General features: G+C 51.2%; 20 protein-coding genes and 1 pseudogene. 6 read left to right on the top strand and 15 right to left on the bottom strand.

Going from position 1 to position 18,827, the window contains the following annotated elements; translation table 11 throughout:
• Positions 1 to 377 (top strand): transposase (locus OH663_RS16005; RefSeq protein ID WP_134360136.1); only part of this gene is annotated, 377 nt, incomplete at its 5' end.
• Between the two features lie 316 nt (positions 378 to 693).
• Here the strand turns inward: OH663_RS16005 and OH663_RS16000 are convergent.
• Positions 694 to 1,194 (bottom strand): non-heme ferritin-like protein, encoded by a 501-nt coding sequence (locus OH663_RS16000; RefSeq protein WP_001752509.1) that lies wholly within the window; start codon positions 1,192 to 1,194, stop codon positions 694 to 696.
• Between the two features lie 326 nt (positions 1,195 to 1,520).
• Positions 1,521 to 2,225, bottom strand: coding sequence for an IS6-like element IS26 family transposase (locus OH663_RS15995; RefSeq protein WP_001067855.1), 705 nt, complete (start codon positions 2,223 to 2,225; stop codon positions 1,521 to 1,523).
• A 385-nt stretch (positions 2,226 to 2,610) separates the two neighbouring features.
• On the opposite strand from OH663_RS15995, the gene OH663_RS15990 reads away from it, so the two are divergent.
• Positions 2,611 to 3,369 (top strand): hypothetical protein, encoded by a 759-nt coding sequence (locus tag OH663_RS15990; protein WP_223866328.1) that lies wholly within the window; start codon positions 2,611 to 2,613, stop codon positions 3,367 to 3,369.
• Positions 3,366 to 5,405, top strand: coding sequence for an ATP-dependent helicase (locus OH663_RS15985; RefSeq protein ID WP_040115271.1), 2,040 nt, complete (start codon positions 3,366 to 3,368; stop codon positions 5,403 to 5,405). The genes OH663_RS15990 and OH663_RS15985 overlap by 4 nt, the downstream gene beginning before the upstream one ends.
• 207 nt (positions 5,406 to 5,612) lie before the next feature.
• Here the strand turns inward: OH663_RS15985 and OH663_RS15980 are convergent.
• From OH663_RS15980 to OH663_RS15920, 13 genes and pseudogenes are all read right to left on the bottom strand, one after another.
• Positions 5,613 to 6,080 (bottom strand): annotated as a pseudogene (locus tag OH663_RS15980) (IS3 family transposase); the annotation flags it as partial.
• 430 nt (positions 6,081 to 6,510) lie between these two features.
• Complete coding sequence (locus OH663_RS15975; RefSeq protein ID WP_032610398.1) at positions 6,511 to 6,822, bottom strand: hypothetical protein; 312 nt, start codon at positions 6,820 to 6,822, stop codon at positions 6,511 to 6,513.
• Positions 6,823 to 6,906: 84 nt separating this feature from the next.
• Entirely contained in the window at positions 6,907 to 7,161 is a 255-nt protein-coding gene (locus OH663_RS15970; RefSeq protein WP_022652197.1) for a hypothetical protein, read from the bottom strand.
• A gap of 129 nt (positions 7,162 to 7,290) precedes the next feature.
• Positions 7,291 to 8,202, bottom strand: coding sequence for an HNH endonuclease (locus OH663_RS15965; protein WP_022652196.1), 912 nt, complete (start codon positions 8,200 to 8,202; stop codon positions 7,291 to 7,293).
• 185 nt (positions 8,203 to 8,387) lie between these two features.
• Positions 8,388 to 8,591 (bottom strand): hypothetical protein, encoded by a 204-nt coding sequence (locus OH663_RS15960; RefSeq protein ID WP_022652195.1) that lies wholly within the window; start codon positions 8,589 to 8,591, stop codon positions 8,388 to 8,390.
• 32 nt (positions 8,592 to 8,623) lie between these two features.
• The gene (locus OH663_RS15955; protein WP_015063157.1) at positions 8,624 to 9,031 is read right to left on the bottom strand and encodes a hypothetical protein; all 408 of its coding nucleotides are present in this window, start codon (positions 9,029 to 9,031) and stop codon (positions 8,624 to 8,626) included.
• A 114-nt stretch (positions 9,032 to 9,145) separates the two neighbouring features.
• Positions 9,146 to 9,754 carry an HNH endonuclease gene (locus OH663_RS15950; protein ID WP_225622165.1) on the bottom strand — a complete coding sequence of 203 codons (609 nt, stop codon included), beginning with the start codon at positions 9,752 to 9,754 and terminating at the stop codon, positions 9,146 to 9,148.
• 295 nt (positions 9,755 to 10,049) lie between these two features.
• The gene (locus OH663_RS15945) at positions 10,050 to 11,255 is read right to left on the bottom strand and encodes a hypothetical protein (RefSeq protein ID WP_015063155.1); all 1,206 of its coding nucleotides are present in this window, start codon (positions 11,253 to 11,255) and stop codon (positions 10,050 to 10,052) included.
• 152 nt (positions 11,256 to 11,407) lie between these two features.
• Positions 11,408 to 11,638, bottom strand: a complete 231-nt coding sequence (locus OH663_RS15940) for a hypothetical protein (RefSeq protein ID WP_022652194.1) — start codon at positions 11,636 to 11,638, stop codon at positions 11,408 to 11,410.
• Positions 11,639 to 12,047: 409 nt separating this feature from the next.
• Positions 12,048 to 12,440 carry a hypothetical protein gene (locus OH663_RS15935; protein ID WP_022652193.1) on the bottom strand — a complete coding sequence of 131 codons (393 nt, stop codon included), beginning with the start codon at positions 12,438 to 12,440 and terminating at the stop codon, positions 12,048 to 12,050.
• 527 nt (positions 12,441 to 12,967) lie between these two features.
• Positions 12,968 to 14,041: a competence protein CoiA family protein gene (locus OH663_RS15930; protein ID WP_022652192.1), complete on the bottom strand. Its 1,074-nt coding sequence runs from the start codon at positions 14,039 to 14,041 to the stop codon at positions 12,968 to 12,970.
• 291 nt (positions 14,042 to 14,332) lie between these two features.
• The gene (locus OH663_RS15925) at positions 14,333 to 14,974 is read right to left on the bottom strand and encodes a hypothetical protein (protein ID WP_040115272.1); all 642 of its coding nucleotides are present in this window, start codon (positions 14,972 to 14,974) and stop codon (positions 14,333 to 14,335) included.
• Between the two features lie 176 nt (positions 14,975 to 15,150).
• Positions 15,151 to 15,363: an Hha/YmoA family nucleoid-associated regulatory protein gene (locus OH663_RS15920; protein ID WP_022652191.1), complete on the bottom strand. Its 213-nt coding sequence runs from the start codon at positions 15,361 to 15,363 to the stop codon at positions 15,151 to 15,153.
• Between the two features lie 313 nt (positions 15,364 to 15,676).
• Between OH663_RS15920 and OH663_RS15915 the strand changes: the two genes are divergently transcribed.
• The 3 genes from OH663_RS15915 (at position 15,677) to radC (ending at position 18,798) form a co-directional block, all read left to right on the top strand.
• Positions 15,677 to 16,876, top strand: coding sequence for a tyrosine-type recombinase/integrase (locus tag OH663_RS15915; RefSeq protein WP_001062689.1), 1,200 nt, complete (start codon positions 15,677 to 15,679; stop codon positions 16,874 to 16,876).
• Positions 16,873 to 17,937 (top strand): PDDEXK nuclease domain-containing protein, encoded by a 1,065-nt coding sequence (locus OH663_RS15910; protein WP_003092331.1) that lies wholly within the window; start codon positions 16,873 to 16,875, stop codon positions 17,935 to 17,937. The genes OH663_RS15915 and OH663_RS15910 overlap by 4 nt, the downstream gene beginning before the upstream one ends.
• Before the next feature lie 351 nt (positions 17,938 to 18,288).
• A complete protein-coding gene (gene radC / locus OH663_RS15905) occupies positions 18,289 to 18,798 on the top strand; it encodes a RadC family protein (protein ID WP_003092330.1) in 510 nt (169 codons plus the stop codon).
• The last annotated feature ends 29 nt before the right edge of the window (positions 18,799 to 18,827 follow it).

The raw sequence follows: 18,827 nt of genomic DNA, 5'->3' as shown, positions 1-18,827 counted from the left end.
ACCTCAATCAGCTGGGTAATCTGCTTCATGGAGAGGAGCAATTTGTCTCAGCCGATGCCGGCTACCAAGGAGCGCCACAGCGCGAGGAGCTGGCCGAGGTGGATGTGGACTGGCTGATCGCCGAGCGTCCCGGCAGGGTAAAAACCTTGAAGCAGCATCCGCGCAAGAACAAAACGGCCATCAACATCGAATACATGAAAGCCAGCATCCGTGCCAGGGTGGAGCACCCGTTTCGCATCATCAAGCGGCAGTTCGGCTTCGTGAAAGCCAGATACAAGGGGCTGCTGAAAAACGATAACCAACTGGCGATGTTATTCACCCTGGCCAACCTGTTTCGGGTGGACCAAATGATACGTCAGTGGGAGAGATCTCAGTAAAAACCGGAAATAACGCCAGAAATGGTGGAAAAAATAGCCTAAATAGGCTGATTCGATGTGTTTGCGGGAAAAAAATCGGCCCAGATCCGCGAAATTTTAATCAGCGAGTCAGCTTGGGAAGAAATGACCTGCTTATTCGCACCTTCCTTAATATAAAGACACAAGCAGAGACATTTTTGGCACGATATAAAAACGCTAAGTTAAAAAATCACTATGACGTGTTGGGTATCAAATGTTCACTGGCATAAACCTCTGTTTCTGATGTAAAACAGATTTTCTGAGGAGGCGTAAAACCTCCTCGTACTGCGAAATTGATTTAGTGATAGCGATCGATCACGCCAACCAGATAGTGGTCGGTTTGCTGCATGTTGATGCCCGCTTTTTTAGCGCTGCGGACTTCATCCAGAATGATTTGCAACAGCGTCCCGTCCACGATTTCCTCTTTTCTGTATCGCTTCAGGAAGTTAATCGCTGACTTATCGTTTGCTGCCTGGGCGTCTTCCGTCAAAGAGGTCAGCGCATTAATGCGCTTCTGGTAATCGCTTACCGTCTGCTCAAACAGATCTTCCAGCGTGGAAAATTCACCGCACCGGGCGTGTTGCTCCTGTAACACCGGCGTGGCGCCGCTCTGTTTGATGTATTCGTACATGCGCATCATTTGCGTCACCGTATTTTGCGCCTGATGACGCAAAAATAGTGCGGTGCCATTAAGGCTATTCTCGCTGCACCTCTGGCTGAGCTGAAGATACAAATTTGAGGTATAAAACTCCTGATTCATTTGCGCATTCAGTTTTTGAACTATTCCGCTAGCGATCATAGGACTTCCTTATTTCTTGTCATCTCAGAAAACGGTCACTCTTCGAAAAAACAACCAGAATAAAAGCGATTCTTTCGCTTTTTTTATTGCGCCTGGTTACGCAGTCATATTCATTTTAAGTCGGGATGCTCCTTATTTAAATATCCAACCCTACTATCGCATTTCTATCTGGCATTATTCTGTGATGGTGTTTCGATATTCACACTCCCTGTGCCAATCCTTTCTTATCGACAGTAGGAAACTTCCTCCGGCTATTCTGCTGAACACGATTAGGGGCACTGTTGCAAAGTTAGCGATGAGGCAGCGTTTTGTCTTATTCAAAGGCCTTACATTTCAAAAACTCTGCTTACCAGGCGCATTTCGCCCAGGGGATCACCATAATAAAATGCTGAGGCCTGGCCTTTGCGTAGTGCACGCATCACCTCAATACCTTTGATGGTGGCGTAAGCCGTCTTCATGGATTTAAATCCCAGCGTGGCGCCGATTATCCGTTTCAGTTTGCCATGATCGCATTCAATCACGTTGTTCCGGTACTTAATCTGTCGGTGTTCAACGTCAGACGGGCACCGGCCTTCGCGTTTGAGCAGAGCAAGCGCGCGACCATAGGCGGGCGCTTTATCCGTGTTGATGAATCGCGGGATCTGCCACTTCTTCACGTTGTTGAGGATTTTACCCAGAAACCGGTATGCAGCTTTGCTGTTACGACGGGAGGAGAGATAAAAATCGACAGTGCGGCCCCGGCTGTCGACGGCCCGGTACAGATACGCCCAGCGGCCATTGACCTTCACGTAGGTTTCATCCATGTGCCACGGGCAAAGATCGGAAGGGTTACGCCAGTACCAGCGCAGCCGTTTTTCCATTTCAGGCGCATAACGCTGAACCCAGCGGTAAATCGTGGAGTGATCGACATTCACTCCGCGTTCAGCCAGCATCTCCTGCAGCTCACGGTAACTGATGCCGTATTTGCAGTACCAGCGTACGGCCCACAGAATGATGTCACGCTGAAAATGCCGGCCTTTGAATGGGTTCATGTGCAGCTCCATCAGCAAAAGGGGATGATAAGTTTATCACCACCGACTATTTGCAACAGTGCCATTTTTTTTTACTCAATCACATCACCCTTTTATTTTTTCCATAGTGGTTTGAAGGCCAACGGTATGAAAACGTTCGGTTTCTTACGCAAAAACGGCGTAGCAGGGTTAATTCAGGTAGTTACTGACACCTTTCTGCTAAAAAAGCCTTGGCGTAGGATCTTTTCCCTTTTCCAAGCGGCCTCCTAAATCCGCACAAATTAGTTATTTATTCGACCATGATAGTGGGGCAATCCTTTATTTTTCAAGGGGAAAAATTAAAAAACATTAACAACAGAAAGGTTTCTGCTTTTTTTAAATAAAAACAGCAGGTTATCTTCTTATCGTGGTTTTTTACATCATTGGACCTCAAACCCCTATTAGCCTTGAGCTGGAGCGCCGGGTTGCCTGTAATGGTTCTCATTTAGCCTTAGTTAGAGACGAAGCACGTCAGTGCGTAAAATCCGTGCCTGCACGCTACAACTTGACTCAATTTTTCGATCAGGCAGAGCTGGAAAAACACGATAAGGTCACAGGGCTGCGACCAGACGTGATGTTGTATGATACGACTGGCGAAAGGCGTTGCTACGTAGAGATTTGTGTCACACACCCCTGCTCTCAAGACAAGATCGAAGCCGGTATCCCGATTCTTGAGTTTAAGGTCCAATCTGCCTCTGATATTCAGATGTTGCTTACCGGGGCCTACTCGATCAAGGAGAAGATCCTGAGAGTATTCAACTGGCTTCCCCCGTTTCAATCTGTGGACACCTGTAGCGGCGTCTGCTCAGTAGGTAACGTGGATATGTCTGTCTGGAGTTTAAGTGGTTCCGGCCGACTCAACGAACAAACGATGCCGCTCGCTGAAGTGGATTTAACAATCAATTCTGACGTGAACACATGGCCTAGATCGTTAGGGGCCGCTGAGCTGGCTGATAACTTACGAGCTTTTATCCGTCACGCCGATCCTCATTCACTATTTCCCAACTGCATTATGTGCGAGCAAGCAGGCCGATGGGAGGATGGCTATCTGCAATGTCACAGTAAGGCAAAGATCGTTCCCTACACCGAGGCCCGTCAGTGCGCCAATTACAAGGTTAAGGCATGACAAAAAGACTGACTTGGGAGCAGAAAAGTATTGTCAGCCATGACACCGGACATGCGTTGGTAAAAGCCGTACCTGGTAGCGGGAAAACAACCACACTTGTAAAGCGCGTTGAGCGGCTGGTCAAGACGGGAACTGATCCTCGCTCCATTCTGATCCTGATGTACAACAAGTCGGCGCAGGTGAGCTTCACGGAGAAGTTGAAGACGGCACTGATGTCGAGCGTGATTCCAGAAATCCGCACGTTCCACAGCTTGGCCTTAAAGATTGTTGGTTACGGAGAACGCCAACAGATAATCAAGAAGAAAGACCTCATTACTCCAAGCGACTACCGCTATGAGCAACTGGTAAAGCAAGCCTACCGCTATGGCTTTGACCATGAGGCGAATTATATTGACCCCAATGAAATTGAAAACTTCGAGCTGTTTATTGCTCGCTGCCGGGCGGCGGCCGTAACTCCTGTTGATGCTGCCAATGATCCAACGTTCAGCAACATCAAACGGGAGTTTATTCGCGCCTATGGCCGCTATTGTGAGCTGCTGGAGGAAAACAGTCTGCGAACCTTTGATGACTGTTTGATTGAGGCTGTCGCACTGTTGCGTAATGACAGCAGCCTTGGTGCCCACTTCAAGCACATCATTGTTGATGAATATCAGGACGTTAACCTGATACAGCATGACATGACCCGCTTGCTATCTAAGTCGGATACGTCAGTTATGGCTGTTGGTGATGTTAACCAGTGTATTTATGAGTGGCGTGGTGCTCGACCAGACTTTATCGGCGGACTGTTTGAAAGGCACTACCCGAATACGAAGGTGTTTCAACTGTCATGCACGTTCAGATTTGGCCATGAGCTTTCCTTGATGGCTAACTCGGTAATTCGGCGCAACTCTACAAAGCTGACCAAGCTTTGTGTCAGTCATCCTAGCACCCCCAAAACAGAGGTCAGATTGCACTTTGATAACTGCCTATCCAAGGTGCTATCAAACCTCTCGGTGAGCAGTGGAACACAAGCCATATTGTCCCGCACTAAGGCGAACCTTGCTGAGGCGGAAATTGCTTTACGCCTGTGTGGGCTACCTTATCGCTACCTCAATGGTTCAAGCGCATTACACACCCGCACCGAAATCGGGATACTGGTAGTTGGCGTCTTGCTGTCTGTGTACGGCGATCTGCGGCTACTGGAAAACCATCCCAACAAACAAGCGATTGTTTACGGCTTTCTGAAGGAGGCTGGTTTTAGCTGGCAGAAAGGGCAATTCAAAGCGGCGCTCAGTGGATTGATGGCTCCGCACGCCGACCTATGGTCTGCTCTAGGTCAGTTATTCGAGGGCGCACAATACCAAAAAGATCGGCTGGGCAGGCTCGCCACTATCTGCCAGAAAGACGGAGAGGAAACGCCTGCTATCGATGTGTTACGACGCCTGAGTATGGAGGGTTTCATTGATAGTGTTGGCTCTGAGGGTGTAACTCGCACTGGATCGAACGACCAGCAACGAGGGGTCGTGAGGATCGGGGAGCTACTTGACTCCAGTAAGATCGATTCCCGCACGTTTTTAAACCTTATCTTGAATCCAGGCGAGGCTGCTACTGACTGCGATCCCTTCATTCTTTCCACATTGCATGGTTCCAAGGGGCTGGAGTGGGATAACGTAATACTGATCGGGCTGAATGAGCAGGAATTTCCTGGCGGCAAACCCGATGATGTTTACAGCGTTCGCACATCGATGAACACCCCTCCGGCCGAAGAGGAAATCGAGGAGGAACGTCGGCTGTTTTATGTCGGTATCACTCGCACAAAACAGCAGCTAAATCTGGTTGTCCCTCTTGATGAAGGGCTTGCGCGGTGGCTCAAAAACCGCTGGGATAGCACCCCGAAGAAGTCACCGATAGCTACTCGCTTCGTCTATGAGGCTGGCTGGACTGCTTGTGCGGTTGCCAGTGATGCGATCTATAACAGCACGGTAGAGAAACAGAAGGCTGACTTCAGCAAGTTTCACCAATGGTATCTAAGAGATCTTCAGCGGCTAAAAGTCTAGGGCTACCGATACTTTTCGATTTCAGACAGGTGCTCGTTATCCAGATCAATTGTGGCTTTTCTTTCAGAAGCGAGCTTCTTCGCTCGCTTTGCATACTGAAGCCCCTTGGCTGGCTGCTCTCCGCGTAGGATCTGTTCAGCCTGCTTGCTCGTGCTGTGCCCCAGAAAGCGTTCGTACTGCTCGTCAGATACCTCAGTGCTGTTGTGGTCAACTAAAACTGGCCACCGCGTTAGAGTTTTTCCAGTATCGGTTTTCTGATTCGTTTGGTGGTAACCCACCATTATATTCGTGCGGTCTTAGTGCGCTGTAATATCCAACGATATAGTCCGTTATTGCGTGAGCTGCATCGCTGAAGCTTACATAGCCCGTCGCTGGCACCCATTCGTTCTTCAGACTCCTGAAGAAGCGCTCCATTGGGCTGTTATCCCAGCAGTTTCCACGCCGACTCATACTCTGCCTGATCCGGTATCGCCACAGTAACTGCCGGAACTGCCTGCTCGTATAATGACTGCCTTGATCGCTGTGGAACATCACCCCGACGGGCTTACCACGGGTTTCCCATGCCATTTCCAGTGCTTTCATGGTAAGCCTGCTGTCCGGCGAGAACGACATGGCCCAGCCCACTGGTTTTCTTGAGAACAGGTCGAGAACAACGGCGAGGTACGCCCAGCGCTTAGGTCCATTATCCGGCACAACCCTGCAACCACCGTGATTTCTGTATATTCCGTTTCCGGAAAAGGCCATAAAGACGCCTACCCCATTAAGTTCAAATGGAGCATAATCTGCATCATTGAGAGTTAATTTGCCTTTTAACGCCATAGCGACCTACATCCATATAAATGATGTGGGTATAGTACAAATATATGAATCAAAAGCTAAGTCTAATATATTACAAGTTGTAACCACCGGTCTCATGAACCGATATTCAGAATTTTCTTAGAAACCACAACCAGGATCTCTGATTGTGGTAATGCAGGAACGCAATCCGGCAGTTCTCATTCACTCAACGTCCCCGTTGTGCAGATGAACGCTATACATAAGCCGACGTTTATAAAGGGAAACAATAACTCAGAAAGCGTGCAAGCGGTGCATTCATTGAGGGATTCTATGTGAAATAGCGAATCACTAAAGTGATGACTGCCCCTAACAGTGCCACGACCGCCAACAATTTTAAAATATGTGCTGAAATCGTATCTGTAAACATCACCATTACACCAGTGATAATAAACGCAATTGCAGCCAACCACATACTTGCTGTGGAAACTATGGGGCTCGCAACCCCGAGAATATCACCGAGACTATTGCCAAATGCAAATATAAAAGCAATCAGTGCTGGCCTAATCCACTTTTCGTTACGAGCATAATAAGAGTCATTGATATCTGCCATCATTTTTACCTCGAATTGAACGTAAGCCATTTGAATTTCTTAGTTCTTGTGAATGTTCGAAGGCTAACATAGCCTCATTGTGATCTTTGATACTAACAGTTTTTCTATTGTGTATTATTCAGTGTGAGTAGATTCATTTTTAGTGCTAACACCATGAATGACAATTGTTTTACCATCAGGCAGATGAACCCCTATCAAACGAAGGACAAAACCTCGCCAACCAGAATTTGCTTCCTTTATGCAGCGATACAGTTCGTTATTTTCGTTTTTCAGTTTATTCCATTCAAGAGAAAGGGTCTCGGAATCTAACTCTGAGATGTGTTTCACTTCATTGTTTATGCGTACAGTATTCATACCACTCCCAGTCATAAATAATCTCCATAGGTTTGATAAACAGGTTGAACATTGACAAAACTTCTTGTAGCAAGCTTTATCAAATAAGAATGCCATTAGGCTAACATAGCCTCATAGTGCATGTTGCTGCTAACTGGGCGTTTTTCATAATTGTTGATTTTTATTATTTGGCTCTTTCTTTCTGAATGGATTGCCATGACGGTTAAAAAATTCGTTCCAGTGATGTCGCAGGTATTCAATATTGATAGGCATTTGCAAGCGGGAAAAATCAATTTGCTTGCCTTCCAGTTGTAGCAAGTCTTTATCGACGGAGAGCACATCCGGGCTGAAACGGGCTTTCATTGAATCAGGGTCGATTGAAAAGTGCCAATTGTCAAAGAGGGTGTGGATGTCACTTCGCAGTAGAATCCCGTTTGTCACATCCGGCTCACCACCAGCATGACGGGGTTTAATGTGCGCTGCCTCAGTTCTTTGTCTGGCTCGAACGCCGGTAAGAACACACGTACCGGCGCAGTTTTTCCGGACATCTTCGGAAAATGGTGCCTGGTCCGGGCTCGACATTGTGATTTGTTCCTGCCCCTCCTGATACGTTCGGGAAGGAAAAGTTACTTTTGTTGATGTTACTGCGGGGATCGAGAGATAGGCAATTCCTCGCCGACTGAACTTTCCTCCATTAAAAACCTTCCGGATGGAGTAAGTCATGCCCACCAGGACAGGGTTACTCATTTCGACGATTTTGCTTTTGCAGTTTTCAACCGGATATAATTTTATGAAAGAGCCGGTGAATATGTCATAGGCTCCGTCTGGACGCTCAACACACAGAACAACATGTTCAAAGTAGTCCCTTGAGTCAGCGATAACCCAGTTGCCGGTCATGATCCGTTTCGTTTGGCAGGGACCCGTTTTGAAGATACCAGGCTTCAGGTCTGGAGTTAAGGTTCCAGTTTTCCCGTCCGTGCGAATGGAAATAATTTCCCCTGTTAACCCCAGCTCTTCCAGTTTCTGGAAGACAGGGCGAAGCCTGACGGGTTGAGGCTTATTCACTCTGGTGTTCATGTTGTTTCCGGTTTGCATCCCATTGTTCATTCAGGTTGGCACTGGCGTCCACGCCTAGTCATAAAAACGAGCCCTCGTCGCTAAGAGGCCTGTTCACGGCGTCCACATCAGAATCTCTTCAAAACTCATGAAATCCGTTATAGGTCAGGCAATCAATCAGCCAGATGCGAAGCTAGCAGGTCTCATTATCTCACAGGCAAAGCACCAACCATGCGGAGGGCATTCATTACTTCGTTAATACCAAACATTTCCTGTTCCGGCCATTCTTTCCCCGCTAATGAACATGCCGTGCAAGCTGAATTAAAACTATTAACGCGTTCACGATGCAGGGCCAGTAGTGCGACGACGATCAGCTCTCTTTCTTTTCCAACCAAATCTTGAATGCCCATAGTATGAATCCTAATTTGATTAACTTAATTGGCTATTTTACCCAGGGCATCACATAACTGTTATCCGGGCGCATCACAATGGTCCGATCCTTTTTATGTTCAATCGTCCATGTTTCCTGGCGTCGGAATTGCTTTGTCGCATCAACAACGATGACCGCGACAGTCTCAGAGTGATTCTCAATGAGGACGCAACCGCCCTCAGACGTAGTGTTGCCGTTAGCATCTGGGCATTGGCTGCTCCCGAATATAAGTGCTTCCTTGCCGTGGTCATCCATTCGCCAGCCCGGACTCATCACGATAGTCGGCTCCCTGAAAGGTCCATTCGTGTATTTCTGATACACTCCACTTTCCGTCGCACCATTTGCCAGGTCGCAACCTGACAGGCCCGCAGATAAAATAACAATGGTCGCTTTTAAATATCCCGTAAGGTAATTTGGCATTAGTGGTATCAACTCTGTCGGTTTTCAATAAAATGGTGGCGTGCAGTCAGCACATCTCAGAATGAGGTGCCTAACCAGGAAACACTGTCATCCGGTATAGGCTGGATTTTCCATCTATTCCTCGGTACCGAGGAAATCAGCCCAGCGAGCAGCCAGCCGGTCTGTATCCAGGTCATACACCAACGGGTTGAGCGTTTTGCCTTCAAACAGCTCTCCCGCCTCGATGCCCGGTTTAAAATGAACGGTGAGTGTGGACGGGTCTATACCCATCAGATCCGCGTCAAACAGCGCGTGCATTGTCGGCGTCAACAGGATGCCGTTCGAAGGGTTGTAGCGCGTCCCATGCTCGATATGAGCCGCTACCAGCACACCACCATTAACCCATCCCGTGACCGCACACCGACCCGCGAAATTCTCAACAAGGAGATTCTTGAATTTTGTCTGCGCTGCGCCGCTCCGCTGGGTCACAAAGCGCTCGCAAGGCTCTCCCTGAATGTCCACGTCAGGTTTTCGCTTCCGTTCGCTGGTGGCGTTCTCAGAGCGTTTTAACGGGATTCGTGGATAAGCCAGATTGTAGGCAGCGCCTGTGGTCATTTGTTCGATAACGGCCGGTGCATATCCATCCGCTTCGAGCTTACGGTAGGCGGCACGGTAGTCCTGCTGGGTTTTCACCGGAAAAATGTCGCCGCCGGTACCGTTACCGGGCGCGGAGATCTGTCGCACATACCGGAATATCTCCGAGCCAATCATCCACCAGCTGTTGTAGTTGAGCATGCAGCTCAGCGACCGTCATAACTTCAATTTGAGTTGTCATCAGATTTCCCTACTGAGTGATATTTAAGCAGGCAAGAACCATCCCACTGCCGAGCAAAACACAGGCCAGAAAGGTCGTACAAAGTTCCCACGCATCTCTGAGTCCTGAGCTGATGGCATTTATTTCATGATCGTCTGCCTGCTCAATGAGCCAGTCGACGTATTCATCGTGCTTTTTGTTAGAATCCATATTGGTTAGTGCTTATCATTTCCGGCCGTTCTGTGTGGCCGTCAGGAGGGTACTACTTACTTTTCTCATCTGACGGAAGGTATCGGAAAGTGTGCTGATCGGATGGCCTTCATTTCCTGCGGCCGCAGAATCACCGGCAACAAATTTCATGGCCACGGATACCTGATACGCCAGCCCAGAAAGAGCGGTATCGAACTGCTGAGCCTCTGAGCCAAAACGATAGGCATCCTCAACCGAGGCTCCTGTCAGCCATGCGTGTGCGATGAGTCTTCCTGTTTTTTCCGGGTTGTCGCGGGACACATTCGAACTGACGGTACTGCCAATAAGGTGATAAAGAAATCCGTCGCACCTCTCAGGGTATTCCCACATCGATTCACAGTACTCGTCATAGGCTCTCTGGATAGCGGCCGGGGACAACATGGACAGCTCCGGGTATATAGCCTGGAATTGCTGGTGGTATTCCGGATCGAGTTCGTCAACGTCACTGGATTTGAGCTCCAGCTGCTCCAGTCCGAACTCTCCCGCCCGGGGCCACAACGAGGCGAAACACTCCGGATTTCCCATGTACGCGCATGTCGCGGCGATAGCGTGGTTCCATTCCCACTCCGCTGATTTAACCTCGTTAAACAAAGATTCGGAAACCGGCGCGAAGCCACTGACAAAATCCGTGTTCCAGAGATGCGTGTAGGCACCGGGATTTTCATACACCGGCACATCCCATTCAGGCCGTGGGGGAAGACGGTCGAGTGTAAAGGGCTGGCGAAGGATCATGGACTGCCCCCGGTAGACAAAATCCCCCTCACCCTCGACAGGATTACCGAGAAGCAATCTGGTCGCATCCGCATTACAGGCGTCACGGTCAGGATATTTCCGGGGCAAATACGCATTGAAATAAGGGTGGTAGATCGCCTGACTATGGTCGGTATTATTGATCTCACGAGAATATGGCGCCGGGAAGACCGACCACTCCTCAATAGCCTCTGAGGCGGTCATTGTTGCCTGCGGAACGAGGTCTAAGGCTGTTGCCAGGTTATGGCCATTCTGTTTCACCAGTTGGACAAGTTTCTCGAACACGAAAACATTATCGCCATATACCTGATAGCTCACACCGGGGATACCGTCTATTGAGCGGAGCCTTTCGCGAATGACATCATCGTTCATATGATGATTGTGGAACTCATCCATACAAAAAAACCTACCAGCAGGTACTTCACGGCTCATAACGAATTCCTCACGGATTATTGAGACTCTACTTCAGACCGGTCTAAAGAGATGAAAGCGATGTACATCATAACATCAGCCAAGTCGGTGACTAATAGGTTGCATGACCTCATCATCAGTGTGAGATGTGCCCCACAGTCGTCTTACCCGTATCAACCTCCCTTGGTAGTTTGATCGGTCATATTGAAAGTCTGTTTGCGCTCTGTTGTAGGGGAAAAACAATCACGCTTTTTGCTTTCGCGCATCAAATGCACAACGCCTTTGCTGGCGTGCCCCAGATCAAACACAACGACCTGTCCAACCTCTATGCCCTGCCCAACCAGCTCCGGATCAATCATCATGACCTGGCCTAAATGCTCTGACTTTTGCTCAGTTCTAAACATAGTAACCCTCTCTTATTAAAAGCTAACGTTTATGGTGTAACTGAACTGGCGACTGCCATGAGTCAACAGCGTCAGATACATCATGAAGTTGCATGTCCTCATCCAACTAGTGCTTGTTAACTACAAAACATCGTGCCCGACATTAACAATGTGCAGCCATCAGTATCACGTATTTGACAATTGTGCCCTGGCAAGGCCGCCCGCGAATTTCGAGTAAACAGGAAGAAAATAAAAAGAAAACAAAGAGTTATAGCCTGATGTATACGCGCCGATCGGGAATCAGGCGAAGCCTGACCGCACGGAAGGGTCTGGCAGGGGGCATTAGGGATGAGGACATGCAATTGTGTTATCACGTCCGCACCAGCTGTCGTGGAAATCATCCCCGGCCGGTTAACCCGGTTTCGGATGTTCACCAGTTTTCCGGGTAGCAAGGCCAGCTCATCCAGACATCGAGCACCTCGGTATCACTGACCGCCGCAGCGTAAATCCCGGCACCCGGGAAGAAATAGACAGGCAGGCTGGCGGCGGGTGACGTGCTGTCATCCGTCAGGGAGCCGACAACCTCATGCGGCCCCCGGAGTAAATCACCCAGGTAGTCATCCGGCCTGATGCCGTTGCGGGATGCAGCCATCTCCACAAACTCCGCCAGCGGATGGCGGGTCGGATAACCCCTGAACACTTCATACGATGGCGAAACACATTCGCCGCTGGTGGACCGCCCCCAGTACCCGGCCAGTTGTTCCGGACCGAGTCCACAGGCATGTTGGGTGACCTGTGCTTTAAACTGTTCGAACGTATTCATTCCTGAAGTCCCTGTAGGGTATATTTGGCAAACCTCCCTGCCAGCGTCACTACCGGCAGGACACCGCATTGTCAGACGCGACCACCGGCTATGAACCGGCAAGACGTCAGTCGCCCGCCAGCCCGGGTGAGGTGGAATACAGTTTACCAGTTCCGGCCGACTGACTTTGCCGCCAGGAGACGCTAATTACACTATTATTGAATCTTTGCATCTTCGATGACCAATATCGCCCCGACGCTGAACGCTACTGGAATGCATCTCTTGCCACGATTGAAAGGATCAAACACACCTACCGCGCAAAAATCCGGAACTCCTGATCCAGTCTTTCGGCCATAACAGCCCAACGCTAATGTATGTCCATTAGCGTTGGGCTGTTATGATGGCTGTGCCAGTTTATATTACCGGACTGATCATGATAGGTACTCTGAGACCATGTAAGAAATGAACAACCCATTACTGCTTAAGGCGAGCAAGTAGATTTTGTTTACGTTTCCATGCCCGCCAGGCCCGTAACTCCCCAGCCCCCTTCAGAGCAATGAGAAATTTGTTGGTCCTTCAGTTGTTGCCACCTTACTGTCTTCGCAGGCCGTCAGGCAGACACTTTTAAGTCGGTGGTTGTAGAGGCCAATACGGGCGATTTCCTGGAGATAATCCCGTTCCTCCATCGTTAGCGACTGCCCTTCCTGTGATTTTGTGATCATGTCCTGCCAGTTCAGCAATTTCTCGTAATTCACATGCTCACTGGTGTCGAGACAATGCAGACGGAAGTAACGTATAAACAGCGGAAATTCATCAGTCTGGGCTATATTGGATGCTCTGACGGTGAGCCGACACAAACAAACGATGGTGTCCTGCTGCATTCTTATCAGCGTATTCATGCTCTGGGGTAAGATGTCCGGCAGCTTCATGTAGCAGTCGGAAAGACGCTGGAGAAGTGGTCCTGCTTCCGCAGGCTCACGGCCCTGATAAACCTTCAGGGGTTCAGTCCCCAGTTCCTGCATCATGGGATGATACAACCACTCTCGTGACTCCGTCTCATCAATGATAATTTTCTCGATACGTTCGCTGTAGGTTCCATCTCGCCTGCCAAGTTGTACCTGACTGATTTCGTATTCTATATCCGGCAGATCGATACGTAATGCTGCTACCATTTCCGAGGGATGGAGATGGTCGAACGTCAGCTTCCCGGCCACGCTGCGATCGGTATCAAGAAACACGGCGACACAGAGGTCGTTAACCTTCACAAACAGATCTGCCGTGGCGCCGAACATGCTTCCGCTGCCGCTTACCTCATCAAGTGGCACCTTCCCGCCTTCATAACCGGCCAGAAGATGCGGGAAACCGAGAAGATGTCTTTCCCGGACAACTTCAATAATTTTTCCCCGAATCGCCTCCATCAAGCCGTCACAATCACCGAAGAGGTCCGTGGTGTGGCTATAGTGCCAGAGTTTGACCTCACCCTGCCTGGCGATCAAATCCGTACGACACCCGGGGCAGATACAGTTGCATGCACTCCCTCTGCTTACTTCCGTGATGTCCAGATACCGTCCAGTTTCGCGATGGAGTCCGAAAGGAATCCCATAGGTATAGCTCTTTCGCATGTTATTTCCCCCGCAGCATACAGACATTCACTATATCGGACGAAAGCAGTATGACATTTCGATAAGAGGTCTTTTTTCATGAGTTTTTAAGTTGCTTTTATTACTGTGGCAGGGGCAAATGGATAAAGCGATGGCAATTCTATGCTGGTAAAAAGCTACTTTTCCGGTTGCCCGTCCCTCCACCAGCAGTGAGACTTATTAATACGGACGGAACCGGAATTAGTGAGCATTCCAACAGTGGGCTCACTTTCAGGACGAAAGCTGATTTAATATAAATACTGGACCCTACATTCAATCCAGTTTGTGTTGATCAATATAACCCATCATAAATTGCATAAGTTCCGGGTCACTCCGGGCAGAAAAAAGTACAGTCACTACGTTTTTCATCGCACTTGTCGCATTGCTGGCGTCAATAGCATTCTTGTCATTTATAATTGCATTATTCCCAATTTTATTAATCTGATTAATTACTTCATCCTCACTGATGCTTGTACTCCGGATTGAATCAAAAATCGGGTAGGCCTGCGCCGCATATTCAGTGAAGCGGACAGCATCAAGGCTCGATGCCAACGCCGCCTTTTCCTGTCGGGAATATACCGCCAAAGCGGTCTGACTCAGCAACTCCGAAGGCGTCTCGCAGGCCGCAGTACTGGTGTTCCCCTGGATCATGCCCATTCTGAAAAAATTCGAGACAACCTTGTTTATTTCATCATTCATTATCTGGCTGAAACCAACTTTTGGGTCTGAGGTAGTGAAATTTGCCCTGTAGTTCTCAAGCGCCAGAGAGGCAACCTCTGCGTTGCCCGTCTGAGTTGCGTTACAGGCGTAACGGTAACCTTCATCCAGTTTTTGACTGAACTCGTTTAGGCTCGCCGCGTTTAAATAAAAGGAGATGAATGGAAGAGTTAAAATTAATAAAGGTTTAATTCCCATGCGTTTTACCACAACAGAGCAAGTAAAGCATTTTAAGTGAAGTTATTACTTTTCTGATTAAACTAATTCCCAGAGGTGGTAATAAATAATTTAATAAATTTATATGTTCAACAGACGATTTCATAAACCTCTTTTTGTTAAACGTCGGCTGTATAATGGTTCCCGGGATTTTCATTTTACTGACGAACCAGGGTCCATACACTGGCGGGGACTTTATCGTAGAGTTTTTTCATTGTCAATTCAGCTTTTCGATGGTCATATGCCCCGGAAATTTCTAGTGAAACTATACCAACATTCTTTTCACAGAGTCGTTCAAATACTTTTTCCAGTGTGTCAAATGAAGAGCACTTACGAAATTTCATCAAATACGCCTGTTTAGTTTCGGACATGGTCAACCTTAAGTTATTTTCAGCAAAAGTACAGTATCCCAATCTTATGTGGATTTGTTCCGGGAATCTAATTTTTTTTGCAACTATTTGACGTATAACTCCGGCTCGTTGCTGAACTGGCGGGCCCCCTTTTTTTGTTTCACGATGACTCCAGCCCGGTAGTTCGCTGGACTGCGACGTAGCCCGATACAGCAGGTTTATCAATAGCTTACGCGCTTCCATCATATGCCGGTGCTTTCTGAAACTTGACCCGGTTCTCCCTCGCGCCGCTCCTATCTGGCTCCTGGAATCCGGGTCGTTCCAAGGAGTCATCATGGCAAAGATCAAGCTCACCAAGACCGCCGTAGAGTCGGCGCAACCCCAGGCGAAGGACATCGAACTACGGGATACCGTCGTGCCCGGCTTCCTTTGCAAGATTACCTCGACGGGACGCCGGGTGTTCATGCTCCAGTACCGCACGAACTCTGGCCAGCCCCGCAAGCCCTCGCTGGGACTCTACGGGGAGCTAACCGTCGAACAGGCGCGGGTCAAAGCGCAGGACTGGCTGGCCGAGGTTCGCCGGGGTGGTGATCCCGGCGGTGCCAAGGCCGAGGCGCGCAAGGCGCCCACGATGGCCGAGTTGTGCAAAAAGTTCATGGAGGACTACTCCAAGAAGCGCAACAAGGTCAGCACGCAGGACGGCTACCAGGGCGTCATCGACCGCAACATCATCCCGCTGCTGGGCCGCAAGAAGGTGCATGACGTGAAGCGGCCCGACATTGCGGGGCTCATGGAAAAGCTGGCCTACAAGCCGACCGAGGCCAACAAGACCTTCGGCGTGCTGCGCAAGATGTTCAACTTGGCCGAAGTCTGGGGCTTCCGCCCGGACGGCACGAATCCGTGCCGCCACGTCCCGATGTACCCGCCGGGCAAGGAAACCCGGCTCATCGTGGACGAGGAAATGGTGCGGATCTTCCGCCAGTTGGAGAAACTGGAGGCGGAGGGGCTGGAGAACTACGTCATCCCGTTGGCGATCCGGCTGCAATTCGAGTTTGCGGCGCGGCGCTCCGAAATCTGCCCGCTCGAATGGAGCTGGCTGGACTTCGAGAACCGGCGCGTGGTGTGGCCCGACAGCAAGGTTGGCGGCATTTCCAAGCCCATGAGCGAGGAAGCCTATCGGCTGCTTTCGACGGCGCCGCGTCTGGAAGGCTGCCCTTACGTCCTGCCGTCGCCGAACGACCCGGCCAAGCACCTGACCTTTGGCGAGCACTATGGCGGCTGGTGCCGGACGCTCAAGGCCGCCAGCGTGCCGCACGTAGGCACGCACGGCATCCGTCATCGCTCGACCACCGACATTGCCAATTCCGGTGTGCCGACCAAAGTGGGAATGAAGCTGACGGGCCACAAGACCGTGGCGATGTTCATGCACTACGTCCACACCGAGGACAAGCCGGTGCGCGAGGCGGCCGAGCTGGTGGCCAGCCGCCGCCAAGCCATCACGGGCGCGCGGCAGCTTGCGGAGGCGGTGGCATGAACGGGCGCCGGCCATCAGCAGCATCGCTCGCAGCGCCCGCGGCGCTGCTGGGCGACATTCGGGCACTGATCGAGGCGGCGCGCTTGCGCGCCGCCTCGACGGTGAATAGCGAGCTTACGATGCTCTACTGGCGCATCGGCCAACGCATCCACACGCAGGTCTTGGACAGGCGCCGGGGCGCCTACGGCAAGGAAGTTCTGCCCACCTTGGCTGCGCAGTTGGTGGAGGAGTACGGCAGCAGCTTTGCAGAGCAGAACTTGCGCCGCATGGTGCAGTTCGCCGCCACCTTCCCCGACGAGCGAATTCTCGTATCACTGATACGAGAATTGAGCTGGACGCACTTCATCGCCCTGATGCCGCTGAAAGACCCGCTCCAGCGGGACTACTACGCACAGATGGCCAGCACCCAACGCTGGAGCGTGCGGACGCTGCGCGAGCGTATCGACTCGATGCTGTACGAGCGCACGGCGCTTTCCCAAAAGCCGGAAGAAACCATAGCGCAGGAGTTGGCGACCCTGCGCGATGCGCAGCGCATGTCGCCGGCCCTGGTCATGCGCGACCCGTACATCCTCGACTTCCTGGGCCTGCGGGACACTTGGCAGGAAGGCGACTTGGAAGCGGCGATCATCCGTGAAATGGAGTCCTTCCTGCTGGAGCTGGGCGCGGGCTTCTCATTCGTCGCCCGGCAGAAGCGCATTCCGATCGACGACGAGGATTTCCACCTTGACCTTCTGTTCTACAACCGCAAGCTGCGGCGGCTGGTTGCGGTGGAGTTGAAGGTAGGTGACTTCAAGGCGGCCTACAAAGGGCAGATGGAGCTTTACCTTCGGTGGCTAGACAAGCACGAACGGGAGCCGGAGGAAGCCTCGCCGCTCGGGATCATCCTTTGCACCGGCAAGAAGCGCGAGCAGATCGAATTGCTGGAGCTGGACAAGTCCGGCATCCACGTTGCCGAGTATCTGACCGCCTTGCCGCCGAGGGGCGTGCTGGTGGAGCGGCTGCAACAGGCAACGCAACGGGCGCAGTTGCAAATCGAGCAGCGCAAGACGGACAACGAGTAGTCCTGTCCCAAGCAGTCGGGCGTCCCGGCGTGCCGCCGTCGCGCTGTCGTGCTGCGCATCGAGCTTCGCTGCGCGAGTCTCGCCCCTGTCGGGCTTCCATCACTGACGCCTCCGTCCCGGCTCGTTGATCCGGGCCTGCGCGCTCCGCTTGCCAAAAATCGACTCTGTGCAGTGGGCGGGTGTGGGCGGTCTTGCTGTTCCCTTCACCGTATCACGGCGTTCTCGCCGTCAAGGGCGGCGCGCGCCATGCGCGCTTGCGTCCTGGCGGCCGTCTGCGACCCCTGACTGCTTGCGCTGCGCCGTGCTGCCGCCGGTTCCGGGCAATTCCGCCCGAGCAACCGGAGCACGATCATGTCGCAACTGTCCTTTCCCTCGTTCGATTCCTGTCTGCTGGTGCGCGACGCGCACGGGCGCTATCTACCGGCATCGGCCGACGACATTCTGGAAGCTGCGCGCCAGGTCATTGACCGGAAAATGCGGCGCGGAGCAGAGTTCACTTCGCCGGCGGCGGTCAAGGAATACTTGCGTACAAAGTTGGCCAGCTTCGAGCATGAGGTGTTCGTAGTGCTGTTCATGGATACGCGCCATCGTCTGATCGAATACAGGGAGATGTTCCACGGCACTATTGACGGTGCGTCGGTGTATCCGCGCGAAGTGGTCAAGGAGGCGCTGCGGCTCAATGCGGCGGCGGTCGTCGTTTCGCACAACCATCCGAGCGGAAACCCCGAGCCGAGCGCGGCTGACCGGGCGCTGACCCAGCGGCTCAAGGAAGCGTTGGGTCTGGTGGACGTGCGCGTGCTCGATCACATCATCGTTGCGGGCAACGAAACGGCATCGTTCGCCGAGCATGGGCTGATCTAGCCCAAGGGGCTTCGGCCCCTTTTTGCTGC

The sequence above is a fragment of the Citrobacter sp. Marseille-Q5395 genome (assembly GCF_947057495.1).
Classification (GTDB): Bacteria; Pseudomonadota; Gammaproteobacteria; order Enterobacterales; family Enterobacteriaceae; genus Citrobacter; species Citrobacter murliniae.
The sequence above is the reverse complement of the archived record's forward strand: the minus strand, read 5'-3'. Positions and strand labels throughout refer to the sequence as shown.